Origin of the sequence: Mycolicibacterium smegmatis, assembly GCF_001457595.1 — a bacterium.
GTDB lineage: Bacteria > Actinomycetota > Actinomycetes > Mycobacteriales > Mycobacteriaceae > Mycobacterium > Mycobacterium smegmatis.
The window spans coordinates 4,793,066-4,818,986 of record NZ_LN831039.1 but is presented as its reverse complement, the minus strand read 5'-3'; the positions used below and the strand labels follow the sequence as shown (position 1 = coordinate 4,818,986).

Here is a 25,921-nt window from a genome sequence, read left to right as displayed (position 1 = left end):
GATGAGCTCGCAAACCTTTGACACAGTCCTCGTCGCCAACCGCGGCGAGATCGCGGTGCGCGTCATCCGCACCCTGCGCGCCATGGGTATCCGCTCGGTCGCGGTGTTCAGCGAGGCCGACGCCGGCGCGCGCCACGTCACCGAGGCCGACGTCGCGGTGTGCATCGGCCCGGCCGCCGCGCGGCAGAGCTACCTCGACATCGACGCGGTCGTCGGCGCCGCGCGGCGCACCGGCGCCCAGGCCGTCCATCCGGGTTACGGATTCCTGTCCGAGAACGCCGAATTCGCGGCCGCGCTGGCCGCGGCGGGCATCGTGTTCATCGGCCCGCCCGCCTCGGCGATCGCCACGATGGGCGACAAGATCGCGGCAAAGGCCGCGGTGTCGGCGTTCGGTGTCCCGGTGGTCCCCGGCATCTCCCGGCCCGGGCTCACCGACGACGACCTGATCGCCGGCGCCGCCGAGGTCGGCTACCCGGTGCTGGTGAAACCGTCCGCCGGCGGTGGCGGCAAGGGCATGCGGGTGGTCGAAGCGGCCGCCGATCTGCCCGCGGCGCTGGTGTCGGCACGGCGAGAGGCCGGTGCGGCGTTCGGTGACGACACGCTGTTCCTCGAGCGGTTCGTCCAGCGTCCGCGCCACATCGAGGTGCAGGTGCTCGCCGACGGCCACGGCAACGTCATCCATCTCGGCGAGCGCGAGTGCAGCCTGCAGCGCCGCCACCAGAAGGTCATCGAGGAAGCGCCGTCGCCACTGCTGGACGAGGCCACCCGCGCCAGGATCGGGGCCGCGGCGTGCGCCACCGCGCGTAGTGTCGACTACACCGGGGCAGGCACGGTCGAGTTCATCGTCTCCGCCGACCGCCCCGACGAGTTCTTCTTCATGGAGATGAACACCCGGCTGCAGGTCGAGCACCCGGTCACCGAACTGGTCACCGGGATCGATTTGGTGGAACAGCAGATCCGCATCGCCGCGGGCGAACCGCTCACGATCGGGCAGGACGACATCACGCTGACCGGTCACGCCGTGGAGGCCCGCGTGTACGCCGAGGATCCGGCGGCCGGTTTCCTGCCCACCGGCGGAGATGTGCTGGGGCTGCGTGAGCCCACGGGCCGCGGCGTGCGCGTCGACTCCGGGCTCGCGGCGGGCACCGTCGTCGGCAGCGACTACGACCCCATGCTCTCCAAGATCATCGCCCACGGCAGCGACCGCGCGTCCGCACTGCAGATCCTGGACCGCGCACTGGCCGACACCGCGGTGCTCGGCGTCACCACCAACATCGAGTTCCTGCGCTTCCTGCTCGCCGACGACGACGTCGCCGCGGGCCGCCTCGACACAGGCCTGCTGGACCGCAGGGCCCCCGACTTCGCGCCCGCCACGGTCGGTGACGAACAGCTGATCGCGGCCGCGGCCTACCTGTGGGCACGGCAGTGGTCGGCCGCCGGGGGCGACCTGTGGCGCGTGCCGTCGGGATGGCGCGTCGGCGAGTGGGCACCCGCGACGTTCCGGTTGCACGCCGGTGACCGCACCGACCACGTCTACATCACCGGAAACCCCGAGCGGGCCTCCGCCGCGGTCGAACACGGCGACACCCACACCGTCAGTGCGGATTTCACGCCGGGTTCTGATACGTTCGCCGTCACCCTCGACGGGTTGCGCACCGACTACCGCGTCGCGGTCACCGACAGTCAGATCTGGTTGTCCGGCGGTGGGCGCACGTGGTCGGTTCAGAAGGTGCGCGAAGAGCCGGTGCGTCCCGACGACGCGCACAGCGGTGACGCCGAACTCGTCAGCCCGATGCCGGGATCTGTTGTCGCCGTGGGTGTTCCCGACGGATCCGATGTGACCGCGGGCACCGTGGTGGTCACCGTCGAAGCCATGAAGATGGAACACGCACTGACCGCGCCGGTCGACGGCGTGGCCAAGATACTCGTCGCCGTCGGCGATCAGGTCAAAGTGGGTCAGCCCCTGGCCCGTATCACCGCCCACACCCAGGAGAACGAATCATGACCGACTTCCTCTCGACCGGGAGCCTCCCGGACGACTACGAGCAACTCGCCAAGACCGTGCGGGACTTCGCCCAGAGCGTCGTGGCGCCGGTGGCCGCCAAACACGACGAGGAGCACTCGTTCCCGTACGAGGTCGTGGCGGGCATGGCCGACATGGGCCTGTTCGGTCTGCCGTTCCCCGAGGAGTACGGCGGCATGGGCGGCGACTATTTCGCGCTGTGCCTCGCGCTGGAGGAACTCGGCCGCGTGGACCAGAGTGTCGCCATCACCCTGGAGGCCGGTGTGTCGCTGGGCGCGATGCCGGTGTACCGGTTCGGCAACGACGCGCAGAAGCAGGAGTGGCTGCCGCTCTTGGCCAGTGGCAAGGCTCTGGGCGCGTTCGGCCTCACCGAGGCAGGCGGCGGCAGCGACGCCGGTGCCACCAAGACCACCGCGCGTCTCGATGACGGGCACTGGGTGATCAACGGGTCCAAGCAGTTCATCACCAACTCGGGCACCGACATCACCCGCCTGGTCACCGTCACCGCGGTGACAGGTGAGAAACCCGATGGCCGCAAAGAGATCTCGTCGATCCTGGTGCCCGTGCCCACCGAGGGGTTCACGGCCGAACCGGCCTACAACAAGGTCGGCTGGAACGCGTCGGACACCCACCCGCTGAGCTTCGACGACGTGCGCGTGCCCGAGGAGAACCTGCTCGGTGAGCGCGGCCGCGGCTACGCCAACTTTCTGCGCATCCTCGATGAGGGCCGCATCGCGATCGCGGCGCTGTCGGTCGGCGCGGCGCAGGGTTGCGTCGACGAATCGGTGAAGTACGCCAAGGAACGTCAGGCATTCGGCGCGGCCATCGGCACCTACCAGGCGATCGCGTTCAAGATCGCCCGGATGGAGGCCCGCGCACACGCCGCCCGCACGGCCTACTACGACGCCGCGGCACTCATGCTGGCAGGCAAGCCGTTCAAGAAGGCCGCCTCGGTGGCCAAGCTGGTGGCCAGCGAGGCCGCGATGGACAACGCACGCGACGCCACGCAGATCTTCGGTGGCTACGGGTTCATGAACGAGTACTCGGTGGCCCGGCACTACCGCGACAGCAAGATCCTCGAAATCGGGGAAGGCACAACGGAAGTTCAGCTGATGCTGATCGGAAGGGAGCTCGGTCTGTGACGGATGCAGTGGGCGCGAAGAAGGTGGTGGAGCAACGCGGTCTCTGGTTCGAGGAGTTCGAGATCGGTGTGGTCTACAAACACCGTCCCGGGCGCACCATCACCGAGGCCGACAACGTCCTGTTCACCACGCTGACCATGAACACCCAGGCGCTGCACCTGGATGCGGCGTTCTCCGATGCGCTGCCGCCGTTCAACCAGCGTCTGGTGAACTCGATGTTCACGCTGTCCACCCTGGTCGGTCTCTCGGTGGCCCAGCTGACGCAGGGCACCATCGTCGGCAACCTGGGATTCTCCGAGATCTCCTTTCCCAAACCGCTTTTCCACGGCGACACGCTCTACGCCGAGACCGAGATCCTGGAGAAGCGCGCCTCCAAGAGCAGGCCGGGGGAGGGCATCCTGACTTTCGCGCACACCGGCCGTAACCAGCACGGTGACATCGTGGCGACCGCCCAGCGCAAGACCATGGTGCGGATGCGTCCGGAAGGAGAGGCGTGATGGGTCTGGCGACCACCGGCCCGGCGTGGCTGTTCTGCCCGGCAGATCGTCCGGAACGTTTCGAGAAGGCCGCCGCGGCGGCCGATGTGGTGATCCTCGACCTCGAGGACGGGGCCGGCGACAAACCGGCCGCCCGCGAGGCGCTGTTGAGTACACCGCTGGATCCCGCGCGTACCGTGGTGCGCATCAACCCCGGTGACTCACCGGAGCAGAAACTCGACCTCGACGTGCTGTCGCAGACCGCGTACACCACCGTCATGCTGCCCAAGTGCGAATCTGCCGCACAGGTCACCGCTCTGGCGCCGCTGGAGGTCGTGCTGATCGTCGAGACCCCGCTGGGCGCGCTCAAGGTCGACGAGGCCGCCGCGGCCGCGAACACCTGGGGCGTCATGTGGGGCGCCGAAGACCTGTTCGGCTTCCTCGGCGGCACGAACAACCGGTTCCCCGACGACTCCTACCGCGACGTCGCCAAGTACGTCCGGTCTCGCTCACTGCTCGCGGCGAAGGCCTTCGGCAAGCAGGCCCTGGATTCGGTGTACATCGACATCAGGAATCTCGACGGACTGCGCGCCGAGGTCGACGATGCCGTCGCGGTCGGTTTCGACGTCAAGGTCGCCATCCATCCCAGCCAGGTCGCGGTGATCCGCGAGGGCTACATGCCCACGCCCGAGCAGGCGCGGTGGGCGCGGGAGGTGCTCGCGGCCGCCGAGACGCAGCCGGGGGCCTTCGCATTCGAGGGCATGATGGTCGACGCGCCCGTCCTGCGTCGCGCCGAACGCATCGCCGCGCTGGCACCCGATAACGGTTAGCGACACATTGTGGCGACGGTCACAGCACGCGGCCGTCCGCTGGCATAATGGGCCTTGCCCCTGTGCAGCGACGTGACGAGCGCATCGTCCGGCCGGTACCGCACCCTGGTCCCCACCGGAGTCCCCTCACCTGGGGTTTTGCTCGACCCGTCGTCGCACTGAGCACCTCGTGGAATGACGGCGCAACATGCCGTCACCTGAAGGAGGCGGTATGGCCATGCAGTATTCGTCTGCGCCCGGGTACGACACCGGGTTCGACCCCGAACCTGTGCAGTTGGTTGCTGCCGACGGTTCACCCTCACCTGACAGACCCCCCTCGCGCTACAGCCGCGACCTCCCTCCGGAGACGCTGAGCTGGCTCTACGAATCGATGGTCGTCACGCGCAACCTCGACGTCGAGTTCGTCAACCTGCAACGACAGGGTGAGCTGGCGCTGTTCGCGTCGTGCCGCGGTCAGGAGGCCGCGCAGATCGGCGCGGCGGCGTGCCTGCGAAAGACCGACTGGCTGTTCCCGCAGTACCGCGAGATCGGCGCGTTCCTGCTGCGCGGCATCACGCCGGCCCAGATGGGTGCGGTGTGGCGCGGCAAGTGGCACGGCGGCCTGTCGTTCACCGACAAGTGCGTCGCACCCATTGCGATCCCCATCGGCACCCACGGTCTGCACGCCGTCGGCGCGGCGATGGCCGCGCAGCGTCTCGGCGAGGACTCGGTGACCGTGGCGTTCCTCGGGGACGGCGCCACCAGCGAAGGCGACGCGCACGAGGCCTTCAACCTGGCCACGGTGTTCCGCGCGCCGTGCGTGTTCGTCATCCAGAACAACCAGTGGGCGATCTCCGTGCCGGTCAGCCGCCAGCAGGCCGGCCCGACCATCGCCCACCGCGCGATCGGCTACGGCATGCCCGGCATCCGCGTCGACGGCAACGACGTGCTCGCCTGCTACGCGGTGATGTCCGAGGCCGCCGAGCGGGCCCGCCGCGGCGAGGGGCCGACGCTGATCGAGGCCGTCACCTACCGCATGGGCCCGCACACCACTTCCGACGATCCGACCCGCTACCGCCCGGCCGAGGAGGTCGAGGCGTGGGCGGCGCGCGATCCCATCGCGCGGTACCGCACCTACCTGCAGAACATCGGGGTGTGGACCGAGCGCCTCGAAGAGCGGGTGGCCGCGCGGTCTTCGCGGCTGTGCGCCGAGTTGCGCGACGCCATCGTCGGTGCACCCGACGTCGACCCGGCCGAGATGTTCGACACGGTCTACGCCGACATCACACCTGAACTGGCGCGTCAACGTGATCAGTTGCTGTCCGAGTTGGCGAAGGAGGCCTGAGATGACCCAGATCATCGACCGACCCGCGGCGCAGGGCGACGCGCCCGAGCCGTGGGGCAGCATCCTGACCCCGGCTGCAGCCCAGGCTCCCGTCCCGGCAGTCACCGAACTCACCATGGTGCAGGCGATCAACCGTGCGCTGCGCGACGCGATGGCCGCCGACGAGCGCGTCCTGGTCTTCGGGGAGGACGTCGCGACGCTCGGCGGCGTGTTCCGGGTGACCGACGGGCTCACCGAAAGCTTCGGCGCCGAACGGTGTTTCGACACCCCGCTCGCCGAATCGGCGATCATCGGCATCGCCGTGGGTTTCGCGATACGTGGTTTCGTCCCGGTCCCGGAGATCCAGTTCGACGGCTTCAGCTACCCGGCGTTCGACCAGATCGCCAGCCATCTCGCGAAATACCGGATGCGGACCCACGGCGACATCGACATGCCGGTGACGGTGCGCATCCCGTCGTTCGGCGGGATCGGGGCCGTCGAGCACCATTCGGAATCCACCGAGACCTACTGGCTGCACACCGCGGGCCTCAAGGTCGTCGTGCCGTCCACGCCGTCGGACGCGTACTGGCTGCTGCGCGAATCGATCAGCAGCCCCGACCCGGTGATCTATCTGGAGCCCAAACGCCGCTACTGGGCCCGCGAGGCCGTCGACACCACCACGCCGGCGCTGCCCATCGGCCGGGCCGCGGTGCGGCGCAACGGATCCGACGTCACCGTGATCACCTACGGCGGGCTGGTCGCCACCGCACTGTCGGCGGCCGAACTCGCCGAGGACCGCGGCTGGAGCATGGAAGTGGTCGACCTGCGATCGCTCAACCCGCTCGACTTCGACACCGTCGCGGATTCGGTGCGGCGCACCGGTCGCGCCGTGGTGATGCACGAAGGCCCACGCACACTGGGTTTCGGCGCCGAACTGGCCGCACGGATCTCCGAGGAGCTGTTCTACGACCTTGAGGCTCCCGTGTTGCGGGCCACCGGGTTCGACACGCCCTACCCACCGGCCCGGCTCGAGAAGCTGTGGCTGCCCGGCGTGGACCGACTGCTCGACTGCGTCGAACGCGCGATGGAGCAGCCGTGAGCACCCGGGACTTCCTGGTGCCCGATCTCGGTGAGGGCCTCCAGGACGCGACCATCACCAGCTGGAACGTCGACGTCGGCGACACCGTCGAGTTGAACCAGACGCTGTGCACGGTCGAGACCAACAAGGCCGAGGTCGAGATCCCCAGCCCGTATGCAGGCAAGGTGGAAGCGCTCGGCGGCGCGGCAGGGGACATCCTTGCCGTGGGGTCGTTGCTGGTGCGTATCGCCACGTCCTCCGACGAGCCGGTCGAGGCGCATCCTGGGGCGCATTCGAGGAACGGTGAAGCCGCACAACGCAAGTCGGTGCTCGTCGGGTACGGCGCCGACGACTCGATGGATGCCAGCCGCCGCCGCACGCACGGTCCGCGAGCACGTGCCAAGCCGCCCGTGCGCAAACTGGCCGCCGATCTCGGCGTCGACCTGGGTGCGTTGGGTGCGGGATCCGGGCCAGACGGCATCATCACGCGCGACGACGTGCTGGCCGCGGCGGGCAGATCCCCGGCGGCGTACAGCGCCGGCACGGCTCAGCCGTCGCAGACCCGCGACGTGCGCGGCGTGCAGGCCGAGATGGCGCGGCGAATGGCGTTGTCGCGCCGCGAGATCCCCGATGCACACGCACGCGTTGACGTCGACTGCACCGCGCTGCTGCGGCTGCGCGACCGCATCCGCGACGCCGAACCCGACCTGCCCGTCACGCCGTTCGTGCTGACGCTGCGCCTGCTGACCGTCGCGTTGCGTCGTCACGAGGTGCTCAACGCGACGTGGATGGAGACCACCGGCGGCCCGCAGATCCATCAACACTCGGCGGTGCACCTGGGGATCGGTGTCGCCGCGCCGCGCGGTCTGCTGGTGCCAGTGGTGCGCGATGCGCAGGGCATGACCACGCGGCAACTCGCGGTCACGGTGGCCCGGCTCGTCGAAAGCGCCCGCGCGGGCACGCTGTCGCCTGCCGAACTGACGGGGTCGACGTTCACGGTGTCGAACTTCGGCGCGCTCGGCGTCGACGACGGCGTTCCGGTGATCAACTACCCCGAGGCCGCGATCCTCGGCATGGGCTCGCTGCGGGAGCGGCCCGTCGTGGTCGACGGAGCCGTCGTGGCCCGCCCGACGATGTCGCTCACCTGCGTGTTCGACCACCGCATCGCCGACGGGGCCCAGGCCGCGGCGTTCCTCGGCGAACTACGCGGGCTGATCGAGGAACCCGACCTGGCTCTCCTCGATCTCTGAGGTCACTTGCGCCGGGCGGCGAGACGCGCGGCGAACTCGGGTGATTCGATCGAGCGGGCCTGCGGGCCCAGTTCGATGTCGACGGCCGCGCGGTGCTGATCGGTGTCGATCACGCCGGGGTTCGCGGTCGCCCGCATGGACGCCTTGGTGGCCAGCACGACCTCGCGCGGTGCGCTCGCCGGCCCTGAGGCCAGTTCCCTGGCCGCGGCGAGGGGATCGTCGGCCACGGTGAGCGCGAGGCCGTGACGAACCGCGGCCTCGGCGTCGAACCGCATCCCGAAGAGCAGCGCCGCACGCGCGACCTCGGGCCCGACGGCGCGCTGCAGCATCCAGGTGGCGCCGCCGCCCGGGTGGATCCCCAGCTTCTGGAAGCGCGGATCGAACAGCGCGTGCGGACCGGCGATGCGCACGTCGGCCGCCAGCGCCAGATTGAGCCCAGCCCCGACCGCGGCGCCGTTCACCGCGGCAATGGTGGGCAGTGTGCAGTGGGCGACGGCCAGGAAGCCGTCGTAGATCTTGCGAAGCCCGTCCTCGGTCGCCGTGCCGAGGGCGGCCAGGTCCGCGCCCGCGCAGAACGCCTTGCCCGCGCCGGTCACCACCACCGCGTGCACATCGGGATCGGCCTCGGCCGCCTCGACGGCACTGCGCAGCGCCGCGGACATCTCGAACGTCACCGCATTGCGGCGATCGGGATCGTTGACAGTGATCACAGCGATGCGGTCGGACGTTTCGACCAGTACGGAATCGGCCACGGCGGCCAGCTTAGTTCGCGGGCTGCCAGCGCAGCAGGTAGCGGTAGTACAGGGCCCGCCGGATCATCGCGCCCGGTAGCACGTCGGCGGCGACCCGGCGGATCTCGTCGAGATTCTCGGCCGGTTCGGCGACCGGCACCCCGATGTCACGGGTCTCGCGGTGACAGAACGATCCCAGCCGCACCGCAGGCAGGCACAATCCCGACCACGCCCAGTCCCGCAGGGTCTTGTTGGCCGACAGCCCCACCACCGCGATCTCGCCGGTCGGGGTGAGCAGTTCTCGCGCCTTGGACAACGCGGCACGCAGGTCCATGTGGTGCAGGGTCGCGACCATGGTGACGACGTCGAAGCGGTGGGTCCCCGGGTCGAAGGTGTCGAAATCGTTCTGGGCCACAGTCACATTGGGCAGGTGCGCAAGACGGACCCAGGCACGTTGCAGTGTCTGGGGATCCGGTTCGATCGCGGTCACCGACCGTGAGACCGGCGCGAGCCGCTGCGCGAGCAGGCCGTCACCGCATCCCACGTCCAGGACGTCGCCGCGGTGTTGCGCGGCGATCCGCCGCAACCACGGGTGGTATGCGGTGTTGTGATTCCAGTACGCGGGAGATGGCACGCCATCGACTGTGCCACGACGGCTCCGACACGTCAGTAATCCCACGTAGACGGGTGAATGTTCCGCACGAGCGGGAGGTGAGAGGCAGCGATGTGCCCCGTCGGGCGCGCCGGATCGACGTGATCGAGGACACGGGCGGTGATTTCACGCGTGTCCACATCAGATACATTGTCGCTCTTCGTGATTCGGGACGGACGCCGGCGTCTTCAGGCGTCCCTGGGTTCGAGGTGAGTTTCGGCGAGTTCTCGCCGGGTACAGACTGGTAAACCCCTGAAATACTGTTGGAGGATCTGTGGCTGCCATCACGGCCTACCGTGGCCTGCTCCGGTCGATCGAACTGCACGTCGAGGACACCGGCGGTGCCGGCCGTCCGGTGGTGCTGGTCTACGGCTGGCCGCTGACCGGTGAATCCTGGGGTGCGCAGGTCGAGGCCCTGACGGCCGCGGGCCACCGCGTGATCACCTATGACCGCCGCGGCTTCGGACGCAGCGACACCTCCCTTGTGGGTTACACGTACGAAGCGTTGTCCGACGACCTCGCGGCGGTGCTGGATGAACTCGACGTACGTGACGCGACCCTGGTCGGGTTCTCGATGGGCACCGGTGAGGTCGCTGCCTACTGCGCGCGCAAGGGCACCGAGCGGTTGCGCAGCGTGGTGTTGGCCGCGCCGGTGACCCCGTACATGCTGAACACCGCGGACAACCCCGAGGGCCCGCTGAGCAAGACGCAGGCCGCGCAGATGGCCGCGGCGCTGACGACGAACTCCGACGCGTTCTACCGCGAGATGATGACGGGGGTGTTCTCGGCCGATGGCGTCCTGACCATCTCCGAGGACGCGCTGCAGCAGGTCCTCGACATGTGCGGACAGGCCAGCAAGAACGCGGCGCTGGCATGCATGGCGGCGTTCTCCAACACCGACTTTCGTGAGGATCTTCCGCGGGTGACCGTACCCGCGCTGGTCATCCACGGCGACGCCGACGCGACGACCCCGCTGCAGAACTGCGGTGAACGTACCCACGCGGCGCTGCCCAACAGCCGCCTGCACGTCATCTCCGGTGGGCCCCACGGTATCCCGGTGAGCCACACCGAGGAGTTCAATCGGGTTCTGCTCGATTTCCTCGCCGAGGATCTTGCTGCGGCGCGCTGAGTGGGTTACCTCCGGAGCCGCGATTCGAGCCCCGGAGGCTGCCACCTGGTGGTGGCAGCAGCAGCCCGGTCCGGGCCACCGGCTCCACACACCGGCAAAGCGCCCCCGGCAGGACTCGAACCTGCAACCGTCGGATTAGAAGGCCGATGCTCTATCCATTGAGCTACGGAGGCAACGACGGATGAGTCTATCGTCCGTCTTCGCCGGATACGCATACGTGTGACACGTGGGGAAACCGGACCCGTGTCCGGCGGACGCAGACTAGCGTGGACGCTGCACTTGGCTGCCGGGTGAGGGGAGAGGGACCACGCTATGAGCTACGTGCCGGAGCGGGACGCGGCCGGATTGCCCGAAGAGCTGAGTGCAGTCGATCAGCTGCTGCACCGCGGGGAGGCGAACCCGCGCACACGCTCGGGAATCATGGGCGTCGAACTGCTCGACACCACCCCGGACTGGGAGCGGTTCCGCACCCGCTTCGACCATGCGTCGCGCAAGGTGGTGCGGCTGCGGCAGAAGGTCGTGATGCCCACACTTCCGACCGCGGCGCCGCGCTGGGTGGTTGACCCCGACTTCAACCTCGACTACCACGTGCGACGTGTGCGGGTGCCCGGGCCGGGAACCCTGCGGCAGGTGCTCGACCTGGCCGAGGTTGCCATGCAGTCACCGATGGACATCACCCGTCCGCTGTGGAGCGCCACGCTGGTCGAGGGACTGGCCGACGGGCGCGCCGCGACGATCCTGCACCTGAGCCACGCGGTCAGCGACGCCGTCGGCGGTGTGGAGATGTTCGCCAGCATCTATGACCTCGAACGCGATCCCGAACCGGACACGCCACCGCCGCTGCCCATCCCGCAGGATCTCTCACCCGGCGAACTGATGCGCGAGGGCATCAACCGGTTGCCCGGCTCGATCGCCGGCGGCGTGCTCGGCGCCCTCGGCGGCGCGGCGCGTGCGGTCACCAAGGTGGTGCGCGACCCGATCTCGGCGGTCAGCGGTGTCGTGGACTACGCAATGTCGGGCACCCGGGTGATGGCCCCGGCCGCCGAGCCCTCGCCGCTGCTGCGCCGACGCAGCCTGGCGTCGCGCAGCGAGGCCATCGACATCCCGTTCGGCGACTTCCACCGCGCGGCCAAGGCCGCGGGCGGTTCGATCAACGACGCCTATCTCGCCGGGGTGTGCGGCGCGCTGCGGCTCTACCACGACGCCAAGGGCGTGCCGATCGACTCGCTGCCGATGGCGGTGCCGGTGAACCTGCGCGCCGAGGACGACCCGGCCGGCGGCAACCGCTTCGCGGGGGTCAACCTGTCGGCGCCGATCGGCATCGAGGACGCCGAGCAGCGCATCAAGTCCGTCAGGAGCCAGATGACCAGCCTGCGCGAGGAACGGGCGATCGATGTCGTCGGTGCCATCGCGCCGGTGTTGAGCCTGCTGCCCGACACGATCCTGGAATCGGTGGCCGGTTCGGTGGTGAACTCCGACGTGCAGGCCTCGAACGTGCCGATCTATCCGGGCGACACCTTCCTCGCCGGGGCCAAGATCCTGCGGCACTACGGGCTGGGACCGCTGCCCGGCGTGGCGATGATGGTGGTGCTGATCTCGCGGGGCGGCTACATCACCGTCACCGTCCGCTACGACCGCGCGGCGATCACCGACGGCGCGCTGTTCGCGCGGTGCCTGCAGCAGGGCTTCGACGAGGTGCTCGCCCTCGGTGGCGAGGTGCGCTGCACCCCGGCGTCGTTTGACCCCGAACCCGGCACGAACATTGGTGGTGCGCAGTGACATCCGTGGGTTCGGCCGGTAGGCCCATGCGGCTTCCCGGGACACTCGCCGAGATCGAGGCGAGCCCGGAAGGTCCGGAGATCGGTGCGTTCTTCGACCTCGACGGCACCCTGGTGGCGGGTTTCACCGGGGTGCTCATGACCCAGGACCGGCTGCGGCGACGCCAGATGAGCGTCGGCGAGTTCATCGGCATGGTGCAGGCCGGTCTCAACCACCGCCTCGGCCGCTCGGAGTTCGAGGACCTCATCGGCAAGGGCGCGCGGATGCTGCGCGGCAATTCGCTCAGTGATCTCGACGAACTCGGGGAGCGCCTGTTCGTGCAGTACGTGCAGGGCCGCATCTATCCCGAGATGCGGGCGATGGTCCGTGCCCACATGGCCCGCGGGCACACCGTGGTGCTCAGTTCGTCGGCGCTGACCGTGCAGGTGGAGCCCGTGGCCCGCTTCCTGGGCATCGACAACGTGCTGAGCAACAAGTTCGAGACCGACGAGGACGGTCTGATCACCGGTGAGGTGAGGACGCCGATCATCTGGGGTCCCGGGAAGGCCCGCGCCGTACAGGAATTCGCGGCCGCCAACGGTGTCGACCTGTCGAAGAGCTACTTCTACGCCGACGGCGACGAGGACGTCGCGCTGATGTACCTGGTCGGCAACCCGCGGCCGACCAACCCCGAGGGCAAGCTCGCCGCTGTCGCCGCCAAACGCGGGTGGCCCATCCTGCGGTTCACCAGCCGCAGCGGCAGCAGCCCCATGGCGCAACTGCGCACCGTGGCCGGCGTGGCGTCGCTGATGCCGGTGGCGGGGGCGGCGATCGGCTGGGGCCTGCTCAACCGCAACCGCCGTCGCGGCGTCAACTTCTTCACCTCCACGTGGAGCCGGGTGCTGCTGGCGACCACCGGCGTCAACCTCAACGTGCTGGGGGAGGAGAACCTGACCGCGCAGCGGCCGGCGGTGTTCATCTTCAACCACCGCAACCAGGTCGACCCGATCATCGCGGGAACCCTGGTGCGTGACAACTTCACCGGTGTCGGCAAGAAAGAGCTCGCCAATGATCCGCTGGTCGGCACCCTCGGGCGCGTCATGGACGCCGCGTTCATCGACCGCGACGACCCGGTGAAGGCCGTCGAAGGCCTGCACAAGGTGGAAGAGCTTGCCCGCGAAGGCATCTCGATCCTGATCGCGCCGGAGGGCACCCGGCTGGACACCACCGCGGTGGGCCCGTTCAAGAAGGGGGCGTTCCGCATCGCGATGGCCGCGGGAATTCCCGTGGTGCCCATCGTGATCCGCAACGCCGAGGTGATCGCCGCACGCGATTCCAGCACGTTCAACCCGGGCACCGTCGACGTCGCGGTGTACCCGCCGATCCCGGTCGACGACTGGACCGTCGAGAACCTGCCCGAACGCATCGAGCAGGTCCGCCAGATCTACCTCGACACGCTCGCGTCGTGGCCGCACGACCGGCTGCCGGAGTTCGACATCTATTCGCCACGCAAAGCCGCGAAGAAGACGGCCCGCAAAGCGGCGAAGAAGGCGCCTGCGAAAGGACGTCCGTGACCGCGCCCCCGACCGACTACTTCGCGAGCTTCACCACCAACGACGACGCGCTGGTGCTGGCGTCGGTGTCGTCGGACGCCGAACTGGAACTGCTCAACGTCTGGCTGCGCACCCACCGCCGAGAACACCCCGATTCCAAGGTCGACGTGCTCCAGTTGCCTGCCACCGACGAACCGGCGCCGGGGGATCTCGCACGTCTGGTCGAGGAACTCGAAGCCGACGAGAACCGTCTCGTGGTTCCCGTGCGGGTGTTCTGGGTTCCCGGGGGGCTGCCCACGCGGCTGAAGGTGGTCGCCCTGATGTCGGGCCGCGACACCTACCGGCCACCGGAGATCCTGCAGCGCCGCATCCTGCGCAAGGACCCGTCGCGCGCCCGCGTGGTCGCGGGCGAACCGGCCAAGGTGTCAGAGCTGCGCAAGCAGTGGAGTGAGACGACCGTCGGCGAAAACCCGCGCGACTTCGCGCATTTCGTGCTGCGCCGCGCCGTGCTGGCCATCGAGCGGGTCGAGTTGCGGCTCTTGGGGCCGGAGTACAAGTCGCCGCGGCTGGTCAAACCGGAGATGATGGCGTCGGCGCGGTTCCGGGAGGGCCTCGCCCAGATCCCGGGTGCCACGCCGGAGAAGGCCGGCGAGATGCTCGACGAGCTCTCGACCGGGTGGAGCCGTTTCTCGGTGGACCTCATCCCGTCACTGGGCCGGGCCATCTTCAGCCGTGGTTTCGACCCGCGAATCGACTACGACCGCATCGAGATCGAGCAGATGCGCCACGCGCTTGAGCAGCATCCCGCCGTGCTGCTGTTCTCGCACCGCTCTTATCTCGACGGTGTCATCGTGCCGGTCGCGATGCAGGAGAACCGACTTCCGCCGGTGCACACCTTCGCCGGGATCAACCTGTCGTTCGGCGTCATGGGTCCGATCTTCCGGCATTCGGGTGTGATCTTCCTGCGCCGCAAGCTCGACGACCCGCTGTACAAATACGTGCTGCGCCAGTACGTCGGCTACCTCGTCGAGAAGCGGTTCAACCTGAACTGGTCCATCGAGGGCACGCGGTCGCGCACCGGGAAGATGCTGCCGCCCAAGCTCGGACTGCTGGCGTACGTGGCCGACGCCTACCTGGACGGCCGCAGCGACGACATCCTGCTGCAACCGGTGTCGATCAGCTTCGACCAGTTGCACGAGACCGCCGAGTACGCCGAGTACGCACGCGGCGGGGAGAAGCGGCCCGAAGGGCTGAGCTGGCTGTACAACTTCGTCAAGGCCCAGGGCGAACGCAACTACGGCAAAATCTATGTCCGCTTCCCCGAGGCGGTTTCGATGCGCCAGTACCTCGGTGAGCCGCACGGCCCGCTCGTCGAGGACGAGGCGGCCAAGCGGCTGGCCATGCAGAAGATGGCGTTCGAGGTGGCCTGGCGCATCCTGCGCGTCACGCCCGTCAACGCGACCAACCTCGTCTCGGCGCTGCTGCTCACCGCGCGCGGCGTCGCGCTCACCCTCGAGCAACTCCATCAGGCACTGCAGGATTCGCTCGACTACCTCGAGCAGAAGAAAACCCCGGTGACCAACAGCGCGATGCGGTTGCGCACCCTCGAGGGCGTGCGTGCGGCCGTCGACGCGTTGTCGGGCGGTCATCCCGTCACGTGCATCGACACCGGTCGCGAACCGGTCTGGCGCATCGCCCCCGAGAACGAACTCGAGGCCGCGTTCTACCGCAACTCGCTGATCCACGCGTTCCTGGAGACCTCACTGGTCGAGCTTGCGCTCGCCTACGCCGCGCGCACCGCCGACGCCGAAGGTGATCCGCTGCAGGCCTTCTGGACCCAGGTGGTGCGACTGCGTGACCTGCTGAAGTTCGACTTCTACTTCGCCGACTCCGCGGCGTTCCACCAGAACGTCGCGGAAGAGATGTCGTGGCATGCCGATTGGGAGCAGCAGGTGCGGGCGGGCCGCGACGGCATCGAGACGCTGATGCGGGCGAAGCGCCCACTGCTCGCCGACGCCATGCTGCGCCCGTACTTCGAGGCCTACACGATCGTCGCCGATGTGCTGCGCGACGCACCCGCCGAGATCGCCGAGAAGGATCTGACCAAGTTGGCGCTCGGGGTAGGGCGGCAGTACGTCGCGCAGGGCCGCGTCCGCAACAACGAGTCGGTGTCGGCGCTGCTGTTCGCCACGGCCCGTCAGGTCGCCGCCGACCAGGGACTGCTGGAACACGGCCCCGAGCTGATGGCGCAGCGGCGCGCGTTCCGCGACGAACTGCGCGGCATCCTGCGCGACCTCGACACTGTCGACCGGTACGCGCGCGAACTGTTCGCCGCGCGGGAGCGCGAGCGGCGCACGAAGCGGGACGAAGCCGTGTGAGGCGTCCACCGGCGTATTTCGAGAGGTAGGCACTCCGCTGTGGCCTGAGACACGCCATACGCTGGAAGCATGACTTCTGTCGGCCGCGTGGCCTCTGACGTGCGTGCGGTCTGGCCCGTACTGGTCGGTGTCGGACTCCTCGCGGGCGCGGTCGCAGCCGGGATCGGGGCGCTCGCGCTGGCCGACGCGCTGACCGCGACGGGCCTGCCCAACCCCGGTCCCGTCACCACCTACGGCCTGCCGTTCGTGCGCGCGGCCGGTGAGATCGCGGCCGTCATCGCGGTCGGCTCGTTCCTGTTCGCGGCGTTCCTGGTGGCGCCGCAGGAAAACGGTGTCCTCGACGTGGCGGGCTACCGCGCGCTGCGCCTCGGCTCGGCGGCGTCGGCCGTGTGGACCGTGTGCGCGGCCATGCTGGTGCCGCTGACCATCTCCGACGTGTCGGGCCAACCGGTCCTTGAGCACCTGAGCCCGGTCGACGTGTGGTCGGCCACCAGCCTGGTCGACATCGCCGGGGCGTGGCGGTGGACGGCGATCCTCGCCGCAGCGGTGACCATCGCGAGCCTGCCCGTGCTGCGCTGGGGATGGACGCCGGTGCTGTTCGCGGGTTCGCTGGTCACGCTGGTGCCGCTGGCGCTCACCGGGCACTCGTCGTCGGGCGGCGCGCACGATCTGGCCACCAACAGCCTGTTCATCCACCTCGTCGCAGGTGCGGTGTGGGCCGGTGGGCTGCTGGCGCTGCTGGCCCACGCGATGCGCGGCAGAGCGGGTGAGGGCGCGGCCACTGCGCTGGCCGCGCGGCGTTTCTCGGCGCTGGCGCTGTGGTGCTTCATCGCGATGGGTGTCAGCGGCGTGATCAACGCGCTGGTGCGGATGTCACCCGCCGACCTGTTCCGCACGTCCTACGGCTGGCTGATCGTCGGCAAGATCGTCGCGCTCGTCGTGCTGGGGGCGCTGGGCTTCCTGCAGCGGCGCAGCGCGGTGTCGGCACTGCAGGCCGATCCCACGGCGCGCGGCCCGCTGATCCGGCTCGCGCTCACCGAGGGCGCGATCTTCGGCGTGACGTTCGGCATCGCGGTCGGGCTGGGGCGCACCCCGCCGCCGCCGATCAAGCGCATCCCGTCGGCCGCCGAGGTGGCGATCGGCTACGACTTCGCCGGTCCGCCCACGGTCGCCCGTGTGCTGTTCGACTGGCGGTTCGACCTGTTGTTCGGCACGGCCGCGATCGTCGGCGCCCTGGTCTACCTCGCGGCGCTGTACCGGCTGCGTCATCGTGGTGACGCCTGGCCGGTCGGCCGCACCGTCGCGTGGCTGCTGGGCTGCGCAACGCTGCTGTTCACCACGTCGTCGGGCCTCGGGCGGTACATGCCCGCGATGTTCAGCATGCACATGATCGCCCACATGCTGCTGTCCATGCTGGTGCCGATCCTGCTGGTGCTCGGCGCTCCGGTGACCATGGCGCTGCGGGCCCTGCCCGCCGCGGGCCGCGGGCAGCCGCCGGGACCGCGCGAATGGCTGCTGGCCGCGCTGCACTCCAAGATCTCGCAGTTCTTCACCAACCCGGTGATCGCGACGGTGATGTTCGTGGTCGGGTTCTACGGCCTGTATTTCGGCGGCATCTTCGACGCCGCGGTGAGCAACCACGCCGCGCACGTGATGATGAACGTGCACTTCCTGCTGTCGGGCTACCTGTTCTACTGGGTCGTCATCGGCATCGACCCGACACCGCGTCCCATCCCGCACCTCGGCAAGATCGGCATGGTCTTCGCGTCGCTGCCGCTGCACGCGTTCTTCGGTGTGGTGATGATGGGCATGAAGACCGTGCTGGGCGAGCCTTTCTACCGATCGCTGCAGCTGAGCTGGCACACCGATCTGCTCGGTGATCAGAAGCTGGGCGGCGGGGTGGCGTGGGCGGCCGGTGAGGTTCCGCTGGTGATCGTGATGCTCGCGCTGCTCATCCAGTGGCGGCGCAGCGACGACCGCACGGCCAAACGCCTCGACCGCGCGGCCGACCGCGACGACGACGCCGACCTGGCCGCCTACAACCGGATGCTGGCCCACCTGGCCCGTCGGGACAACCCGCCCCAGTAGCCGGGCCCTCACGGGCATGGACCCTTCGAGGCTGTAGTTACCGAGCAGAAGTGCGAGTGCACAGCACGGCAACTACAGCCTCGACGCGTCGCAGGCGCCTGCCGCGCCGTGGGCCCGGCAGTTATCCCCAGATCGCATTTCATCCACAACCCTGTCGCTTCATCGGCCCTGCGCACGGCCCGTGTCGGCCCGTGCGCGATGAATGGGTCACAGGCGGCCGGATCTCACCGGTTCGCATGGATGAAAAGCGAAAGGGAATGAACATGTTCGAGACACCGTTCACTGTGGTCGGCAACATCATCACCAATCCGGTGCGGCTGCGCTTCGGCGACCAGGAGCTCTACAAGTTCCGGGTGGCCAGCAATTCGCGGCGGCGCAGCCCCGAGGGCACCTGGGAGCCCGGCAACTCGTTGTACGTCACGGTGAACTGCTGGGGGAACCTCGCCCGCGGCGTCAGCGCGTCACTCGGCAAGGGTGACTCCGTGGTCGTAGTCGGTCACCTCTACACCAATGAGTACGAGGACCGCGAAGGCGTGCGCCGCTCGTCGGTCGAGGTCAGGGCCACCGCGGTGGGCCCGGACCTGTCCCGGTGCATCGCGCGGGTGGAAAAGGTGCAGCCGTCCCAAGGGCCGCGAGCCGACGCCGGAGGCGATCCCGAGCGCGTTCCCGATGATGACGTCGACCGCCGGGATGCCGACGACGAGCCGGACGACCTCGCGGACGACGACGTCGCCGACCTCGCCGGCGACGGGCTGCCACTGACGGCGTAGCCGTATTCGGCCACGCCTAGGATGGTCGGCGAGCAAGTGGCGCTTGCCGCGTTCACCGCGCGAGCGCACCGAGACGACTCGAACAGCTTCAGAAAGGCACATCACGGCATGGCCGAATTCATCTACACGATGCGGAAGGTCCGCAAGGCGCACGGCGACAAGGTGATCCTTGACGACGTCACCCTGAACTTCCTCCCTGGCGCGAAGATCGGTGTCGTCGGCCCCAACGGCGCTGGCAAGTCGAGCGTCTTGCGGATCATGGCTGGCCTCGACCAGCCCAACAACGGCGACGCGTTCCTGGCGCCCGACGCGACGGTCGGCATCCTCATGCAGGAGCCCCAGCTCGACGAGACCAAGACCGTCCGCGAGAACGTCGAGGACGGCGTCGCGATCAAGGGCAAGCTCAACCGGTACAACGAGGTCGCCGAGCTCATGGCGACCGATTACTCCGACGAGCTCATGGAAGAGATGGGCAAGCTCCAGGAGGAACTGGACGCCGCCGACGCGTGGGACATCGACTCCCAGCTGGAACAGGCCATGGACGCCCTGCGCTGCCCGCCGCCCGATGAGCCCGTGACGCACCTGTCCGGCGGTGAGCGCCGCCGCGTCGCGCTGTGCAAGCTGCTGCTGTCCAAGCCGGACCTGCTGCTGCTCGACGAGCCCACCAACCACCTCGACGCCGAGAGCGTGCTGTGGCTCGAACAGCACCTGGCCTCCTACCCGGGTGCCATCCTCGCGGTCACCCACGACCGGTACTTCCTGGACAACGTGGCCGAGTGGATCCTGGAGCTCGACCGTGGCCGGGCCTACCCGTACGAGGGCAACTACTCGACCTACCTGGAGAAGAAGGCCGAACGTCTCGAGGTCCAGGGCAAGAAGGACCAGAAGCTGCAGAAGCGGCTGAAGGAAGAGCTGGCATGGGTGCGCTCGGGCGCCAAGGCCCGCCAGGCCAAGAACAAGGCCCGCCTGGACCGCTACGAGGAGATGGTCGCCGAGGCCGAGAAGACCCGCAAGCTCGACTTCGAGGAGATCCAGATCCCGACGCCGCCGCGCCTGGGCAGTGTCGTGGTCGAGGTCGAGCACCTCGACAAGGGCTTCAACGGCCGCACCTTGATCAAGGACCTGTCGTTCACGCTGCCCCGCAACGGCATCGTCGGCGTGATCGGTCCCAACGGTGTCGGTAAGACCACACTGTTCAAGACCATCGTCGGCCTCGAGCAGCCCGACAGCGGCACGGTCAAGATCGGCGAGACGGTCAAGCTCAGCTACGTCGACCAGACCCGCGCCGGTATCGACCCCAAGAAGACCGTGTGGCAGGTGGTCTCCGACGGGCTCGACTACATCGAGGTCGGCCAGAACGAGATCCCGTCGCGCGCGTACGTGTCGGCGTTCGGTTTCAAGGGACCGGACCAGCAAAAGCCTGCCGGTGTGCTCTCGGGCGGTGAGCGCAACCGCCTGAACCTCGCGCTGACGCTCAAAGAGGGCGGCAACCTCATCCTGCTCGACGAGCCCACCAACGACCTCGACGTCGAGACGCTGTCGTCGCTGGAGAACGCGCTTCAGCAGTTCCCGGGCTGCGCCGTGGTGATCTCCCACGACCGGTGGTTCCTGGACCGCACCTGCACGCACATCCTGGCGTGGGAGGGCGACGACGACAACGAAGCCAAGTGGTTCTGGTTCGAGGGCAACTTCGGTGCCTACGAAGAGAACAAGATCCAGCGCATGGGCGCCGAGGCCGCGCGTCCGCACCGCGTGACCCACCGCCGACTCACACGAGACTGACCGTCCACGGGCTGTGGGCGCGGATTCCAACCGGCCCACAGCCAGGACGACTAGTGTCGCGTTAGTGCACCAATGCCGGTGTGCGAAAGCGTGAGTCAGGAGTGGTCGGTTATGACGCGAGAGGGTCGGCAGGTCGGCGATCGGGGAGGGCTCGAAGCTTCGCCTGAAATGATTCGCCGGCTTTCGGTGGCCTTCCTGTCCACCTACCGCGGCCCACAGGCGGATGCGCCGGGCGTGACGTCGACGGGCCCGCTGGCGGTGGCCGCACACGACGATCTGGTGTCCGACGATCTCGTGGCGGCGCACTACCGTCTGGCGAGCATGCGCGCCCCCGGCGAGACGAAGGCCGCGGTGTATCCCGGCGACGCGGGCAGCGGCGCGGCGCTGCAGATCGTCACCGACCAGGCGCCGATGCTGGTCGACTCGGTCACGGTGCTGCTGCACCGCCACGGCATCGCCTACACCGCAATCATGAACCCGGTGTTCCGGGTGCGCCGCGGTCTCGACGGCGAACTGCTCGACGTGCGTCCGGCGGCCGAGGCCGCCCCGGGCGACGGTGCCGACGAGTGCTGGATCCTGGTGCCGATCACCGCTGCCGCCGACGGTGAGGCGCTCACCGAGGCGACGCGCCTGGTGCCCGGCATCCTGGCCGAGGCCCGCCAGATCGGGCTGGACTCCGGCGCGATGATCGCGGCGCTGCACGGCCTGGCCAACGATCTGGCCACCGACCTCGAAGGCCATTTCCCCAATGCCGAACGCAAAGAGGTCGCGGCGCTGCTGCGCTGGCTCGCCGACGGCCACTTCGTGCTGCTGGGTTACCAGCAGTGCGTGGTCGGTGACGGCAACGCCGAGGTCGACCCGGCCAGCCGGCTCGGGGTGCTGCGCCTGCGCAACGACGTGCTGCCGCCACTGACCGACAGCGACGACCTGCTGGTGCTCGCGCAGGCGACCATGCCGAGTTACCTGCGTTACGGGGCCTATCCGTACATCGTCGTCGTCCGCGAGAGCCCGGGCGCCTCGCGGGTGATCGAGCACCGTTTCGTCGGGCTGTTCACGGTCGCGGCCATGAACGCCAACGCGCTGGAGATCCCGCTGATCTCGCGCCGGGTCGAGGAGGCGCTGGCGATGGCGCATCGCGATCCCAGCCATCCCGGACAGCTGCTGCGCGACATCATCCAGACCATCCCGCGCCCCGAACTCTTCGCGCTGAGCTCCAAGCAGCTGCTCGAGATGGCGCTTGCGGTCGTCGATCTGGGCTCGCGGCGCCGCACGCTTCTGTTCCTGCGCGCCGACCACCTCGCGCACTTCGTCTCGTGTCTGGTGTATCTGCCCCGTGATCGCTACACCACCGCGGTGCGGTTGGAGATGCAGGACATCCTGGTGCGCGAACTCGGCGGAGCCGGCATCGACTACTCGGCGCGCGTGAGCGAGTCCCCATGGGCGGTGGTGCATTTCACGGTGCGGCTGCCGGATGGCACCGCCGCGGACTCGGTGGACACGTCGCTGGAGAACGAGTCGCGCATCCAGGACCTGCTGACCGAGGCCACCCGCAACTGGGGCGACCGGATGATCAGCGCCGCGGCCGCGGCGTCGATCAGCCCCGCGGCGCTCGAGCACTACGCGCACGCGTTCCCCGAGGACTACAAGCAGGCCTTCGCGCCGCAGGACGCCATCGCCGACATCTCGCTCATCGAAGCGCTGCAGGACGATTCGGTGAAGCTCGTGCTCGCCGATACCGCCGAGGACCGGGTGTGGAAGCTCACGTGGTACCTCGGCGGGCACTCGGCGTCGCTGAGCGAACTGCTGCCGATGCTGCAGTCCATGGGCGTCGTGGTGCTCGAAGAGCGGCCGTTCACGTTGCGGCGCACCGACGGTCTGCCGGTGTGGATCTACCAGTTCAAGATCTCGCCGCACCCCAGCATCCCGCACGCGCCGGACGCCGAGGCCCAGCGTGACACCGCGCAGCGGTTCGCCGACGCGGTCACCGCCATCTGGCACGGCCGGGTCGAGATCGACCGGTTCAACGAACTCGTGATGCGCGCGGGCCTGACCTGGCAGCAGGTGGTGGTCCTGCGGGCCTACGCAAAGTACCTGCGCCAGGCCGGATTCCCGTACAGCCAGTCGCACATCGAGTCGGTGCTCAACGAGAACCCGCACACCACGCGCTCGCTCATCGACCTGTTCGAGGCGCTGTTCGACCCGTCACAGGACACCGATGGCCGGCGCGACGCGCAGGGTGCGGCGGCGACCGTCGCGGCCGATATCGACGCGCTGGTGAGCCTGGACACCGACCGCGTACTGCGCGCGTTCGCCAACCTCATCGAGGCCACGCTGCGCACCAATTACTTCGTGGCGCGGCCCGATTCGGCGCGTGCGCGCAACGTGCTCGCGTTCAAGCTCAATCCTCTTGTGATCAAGGAACTCCCGCTGCCGCGGCCGAAGTTCGAGATCTTCGTGTACTCGCCACGCGTCGAGGGTGTGCACCTGCGTTTCGGTTTCGTCGCGCGCGGTGGGCTTCGGTGGTCGGATCGCCGTGAGGACTTCCGCACCGAGATCCTCGGCCTGGTCAAGGCGCAGGCCGTCAAGAACGCCGTCATCGTGCCCGTCGGCGCCAAGGGCGGATTCGTCGTCAAGCGGCCACCCACGCTGACCGGCGACGCCGCGGCCGACCGGGAGGCCACCCGCGCCGAGGGCGTCGAGTGCTACCGCCTGTTCATCTCCGGCCTGCTCGACGTCACCGACAACGTCGACAAGGCCACCGGCGCCGTCGTCACACCGCCCGAGGTGGTGCGCCGCGACGGTGAGGACGCCTACCTGGTGGTCGCGGCCGACAAGGGCACCGCGACGTTCTCCGACATCGCCAACGAGGTCGCCAAGTCCTACGGGTTCTGGCTGGGCGACGCGTTCGCCTCGGGCGGTTCGATCGGATACGACCACAAGGCCATGGGCATCACCGCCAAGGGCGCATGGGAGTCGGTCAAACGGCACTTCCGTGAGATGGGCGTCGACACCCAGACCCAGGACTTCACCGTCGTCGGCATCGGCGACATGAGCGGCGACGTGTTCGGCAACGGCATGCTGCTGTCCAAGCACATCCGGCTGGTCGCGGCGTTCGACCACCGCGACATCTTCCTCGACCCGAACCCGGATGCGGGCCGGTCGTGGGACGAGCGCAAGCGGCTGTTCGACCTGCCCCGGTCGAGTTGGGCGGACTACGACAAGTCGCTGATCAGCGAGGGCGGCGGCGTGTACAGCCGCCAGCAGAAGTCGATCCCGATCAGCCCGCAGGTGCGCACCGCGCTGGGCCTGGATGCCGATGTCGAGGAGCTGACCCCGCCCGCGCTGATCAAGGCGATCCTCAAGGCGCCGGTCGACCTGCTGTGGAACGGCGGCATCGGCACCTACATCAAAGCCGAGACCGAGGCCGACGCCGACGTCGGCGACCGTGCCAACGACCAGATCCGCGTCAGCGGAAACCAGGTGCGCGCCAAGGTGATCGGCGAGGGCGGCAACCTCGGCGTGACCGCGCTGGGACGCATCGAGTTCGACCTGGCCGGCGGGCGCATCAACACCGACGCGCTGGACAACTCCGCGGGTGTGGACTGCTCGGACCACGAGGTCAACATCAAGATCCTCATCGACTCGGCGGTCACCGCGGGCAAGGTCACTCCAGAAGAACGCACCGAACTGCTGCTGTCGATGACCGACGAGGTCGGCGAACTGGTGCTGGCCGACAACCGCGACCAGAACGACCTGATGGGCACCAGCCGGGCCAACGCGGCAAGCCTGCTGTCGGTGCACGCGCGCATGATCAAGGACCTCGTCGACAACCGCGGACTCAACCGTGAGCTCGAGGCGCTGCCGTCCGAGAAGGAGATCCGCAGGCGCGCCGACGCCGGGATCGGTTTGACCTCACCGGAACTCGCGACGCTGATGGCGCACGTCAAGCTGGCGCTCAAGGACCACGTGCTGGCCAGCGACCTGCCCGATCAGGAGGTGTTCGCCTCACGGCTGCCGTACTACTTCCCGACGCGGCTGCGTGAGGAGTTGCACGGCGAGATCCGCTCGCACCAACTGCGCCGCGAGATCATCACCACGATGCTGGTCAACGACCTGGTCGACACCGCGGGCATCAGCTACGCCTACCGCATCACCGAGGACGTCGGCGTCGGCCCGGTCGACGCGGTACGCAGCTACGTCGCCATCAACGCCATCTTCGGGATCGGCGACGTGTGGCGCCGGATCCGTGCCGCGGGTGACGCCGGGGTGCCGACGTCGGTGACCGACCGGATGACGCTGGATCTGCGCCGCCTGGTCGACCGCGCCGGACGTTGGCTGCTGAACTACCGGCCGCAACCGCTGGCGGTCGGCGCCGAGATCAACCGGTTCGGCGCCAAGGTGGCCGCACTCACCCCGCGGATGTCGGAATGGCTGCGTGGCGACGACAAGGCGATCGTCTCCAAGGAGGCCGGTGATTTCGCGTCGCATGGCGTGCCGGAGGATCTGGCCTACCACATCGCGACCGGGCTCTACCAGTACAGCCTGCTCGACGTCATCGACATCGCCGACATCGTCGACCGCGAACCGGACGAGGTGGCCGACACGTACTTCGCGCTCATGGACCACCTCGGCGCCGACGCCCTGCTCACCGCGGTGTCGCGGCTCAGCCGCGACGACCGGTGGCACTCGCTGGCCCGATTGGCCATCCGCGACGACATCTACGGTTCGCTGCGCGCGCTGTGCTTCGACGTGCTGGCCGTCGGCGAACCGGACGAGAACGGCGAGGAGAAGATCGCCGAGTGGGAGACCACCAACAGCTCACGGGTGACCCGCGCTCGTCGCACGCTCACCGAGATATACAAAGATGGTGAGCAGGATCTGGCGACCCTGTCGGTTGCGGCACGTCAGATCCGCAGCATGACGCGAACGAGCGGGACCGGAACGACTGGGTGAGCCTGACGCTCGCCTGAGGAGAAAA

At 68.7% G+C, this 25,921-nt stretch carries 17 protein-coding genes and 1 tRNA gene; 15 read left to right on the top strand and 3 right to left on the bottom strand.

What is annotated here, in order from left to right:
- Position 1 precedes the first annotated feature (1 nt).
- From AT701_RS23060 to AT701_RS23030, 7 genes are all read left to right on the top strand, one after another.
- Positions 2-2,005, top strand: coding sequence for an acetyl-CoA carboxylase biotin carboxylase subunit (locus AT701_RS23060; RefSeq protein ID WP_058126669.1), 2,004 nt, complete (start codon positions 2-4; stop codon positions 2,003-2,005).
- Positions 2,002-3,165, top strand: coding sequence for an acyl-CoA dehydrogenase family protein (locus AT701_RS23055; RefSeq protein ID WP_003896109.1), 1,164 nt, complete (start codon positions 2,002-2,004; stop codon positions 3,163-3,165). Before AT701_RS23060 ends, AT701_RS23055 begins: the two co-directional genes overlap by 4 nt.
- Entirely contained in the window at positions 3,162-3,662 is a 501-nt protein-coding gene (locus tag AT701_RS23050) for a MaoC family dehydratase (protein WP_223495722.1), read from the top strand. The genes AT701_RS23055 and AT701_RS23050 overlap by 4 nt, the downstream gene beginning before the upstream one ends.
- Positions 3,662-4,471: an HpcH/HpaI aldolase/citrate lyase family protein gene (locus AT701_RS23045; protein WP_058126667.1), complete on the top strand. Its 810-nt coding sequence runs from the start codon at positions 3,662-3,664 to the stop codon at positions 4,469-4,471. Before AT701_RS23050 ends, AT701_RS23045 begins: the two co-directional genes overlap by 1 nt.
- A 211-nt stretch (positions 4,472-4,682) precedes the next feature.
- Entirely contained in the window at positions 4,683-5,795 is a 1,113-nt protein-coding gene (pdhA, locus tag AT701_RS23040; RefSeq protein ID WP_058126666.1) for a pyruvate dehydrogenase (acetyl-transferring) E1 component subunit alpha, read from the top strand.
- Between the two features lies 1 nt (position 5,796).
- Positions 5,797-6,873 carry an alpha-ketoacid dehydrogenase subunit beta gene (locus AT701_RS23035; protein WP_011730029.1) on the top strand — a complete coding sequence of 359 codons (1,077 nt, stop codon included), beginning with the start codon at positions 5,797-5,799 and terminating at the stop codon, positions 6,871-6,873.
- The gene (locus AT701_RS23030; RefSeq protein ID WP_058126665.1) at positions 6,870-8,102 is read left to right on the top strand and encodes a dihydrolipoamide acetyltransferase family protein; all 1,233 of its coding nucleotides are present in this window, start codon (positions 6,870-6,872) and stop codon (positions 8,100-8,102) included. The genes AT701_RS23035 and AT701_RS23030 overlap by 4 nt, the downstream gene beginning before the upstream one ends.
- A 2-nt stretch (positions 8,103-8,104) precedes the next feature.
- Here the strand turns inward: AT701_RS23030 and AT701_RS23025 are convergent, their stop codons facing one another.
- Together AT701_RS23025 and AT701_RS23020 are read right to left on the bottom strand one after the other, a co-directional pair.
- Complete coding sequence (locus AT701_RS23025) at positions 8,105-8,854, bottom strand: enoyl-CoA hydratase (RefSeq protein ID WP_058126664.1); 750 nt, start codon at positions 8,852-8,854, stop codon at positions 8,105-8,107.
- 10 nt (positions 8,855-8,864) lie between these two features.
- Complete coding sequence (locus AT701_RS23020; protein ID WP_011730026.1) at positions 8,865-9,467, bottom strand: class I SAM-dependent methyltransferase; 603 nt, start codon at positions 9,465-9,467, stop codon at positions 8,865-8,867.
- A gap of 292 nt (positions 9,468-9,759) precedes the next feature.
- On the opposite strand from AT701_RS23020, the gene AT701_RS23015 reads away from it, so the two are divergent.
- Positions 9,760-10,614: an alpha/beta fold hydrolase gene (locus tag AT701_RS23015; RefSeq protein ID WP_058126663.1), complete on the top strand. Its 855-nt coding sequence runs from the start codon at positions 9,760-9,762 to the stop codon at positions 10,612-10,614.
- A 100-nt stretch (positions 10,615-10,714) separates the two neighbouring features.
- Here AT701_RS23015 and AT701_RS23010 read toward each other — a convergent pair.
- Positions 10,715-10,787 (bottom strand) — tRNA-Arg (locus AT701_RS23010).
- A 139-nt stretch (positions 10,788-10,926) separates the two neighbouring features.
- On the opposite strand from AT701_RS23010, the gene AT701_RS23005 reads away from it, so the two are divergent.
- The 7 genes from AT701_RS23005 to AT701_RS22975 all read left to right on the top strand — a co-directional run bounded on the left by AT701_RS23005 (position 10,927) and on the right by AT701_RS22975 (position 25,896).
- Positions 10,927-12,393, top strand: coding sequence for a wax ester/triacylglycerol synthase family O-acyltransferase (locus AT701_RS23005; protein WP_011730024.1), 1,467 nt, complete (start codon positions 10,927-10,929; stop codon positions 12,391-12,393).
- Between the two features lie 26 nt (positions 12,394-12,419).
- The gene (locus AT701_RS23000) at positions 12,420-13,946 is read left to right on the top strand and encodes an HAD-IB family hydrolase/lysophospholipid acyltransferase family protein (RefSeq protein ID WP_058126662.1); all 1,527 of its coding nucleotides are present in this window, start codon (positions 12,420-12,422) and stop codon (positions 13,944-13,946) included.
- Positions 13,943-16,303, top strand: a complete 2,361-nt coding sequence (locus AT701_RS22995) for a glycerol-3-phosphate 1-O-acyltransferase (RefSeq protein WP_058126661.1) — start codon at positions 13,943-13,945, stop codon at positions 16,301-16,303. Before AT701_RS23000 ends, AT701_RS22995 begins: the two co-directional genes overlap by 4 nt.
- A 69-nt stretch (positions 16,304-16,372) precedes the next feature.
- Complete coding sequence (locus AT701_RS22990; RefSeq protein WP_014878112.1) at positions 16,373-18,391, top strand: bifunctional copper resistance protein CopD/cytochrome c oxidase assembly protein; 2,019 nt, start codon at positions 16,373-16,375, stop codon at positions 18,389-18,391.
- A gap of 263 nt (positions 18,392-18,654) precedes the next feature.
- Positions 18,655-19,161 carry a single-stranded DNA-binding protein gene (locus AT701_RS22985; RefSeq protein WP_014878111.1) on the top strand — a complete coding sequence of 169 codons (507 nt, stop codon included), beginning with the start codon at positions 18,655-18,657 and terminating at the stop codon, positions 19,159-19,161.
- Between the two features lie 108 nt (positions 19,162-19,269).
- A complete protein-coding gene (gene ettA / locus AT701_RS22980) occupies positions 19,270-20,943 on the top strand; it encodes an energy-dependent translational throttle protein EttA (protein WP_003896081.1) in 1,674 nt (557 codons plus the stop codon).
- A 111-nt stretch (positions 20,944-21,054) separates the two neighbouring features.
- On the top strand, positions 21,055-25,896 hold the full coding sequence (locus AT701_RS22975; RefSeq protein ID WP_413232162.1) for an NAD-glutamate dehydrogenase: 4,842 nt from the start codon (positions 21,055-21,057) through the stop codon (positions 25,894-25,896).
- Positions 25,897-25,921 lie beyond the last annotated feature (25 nt).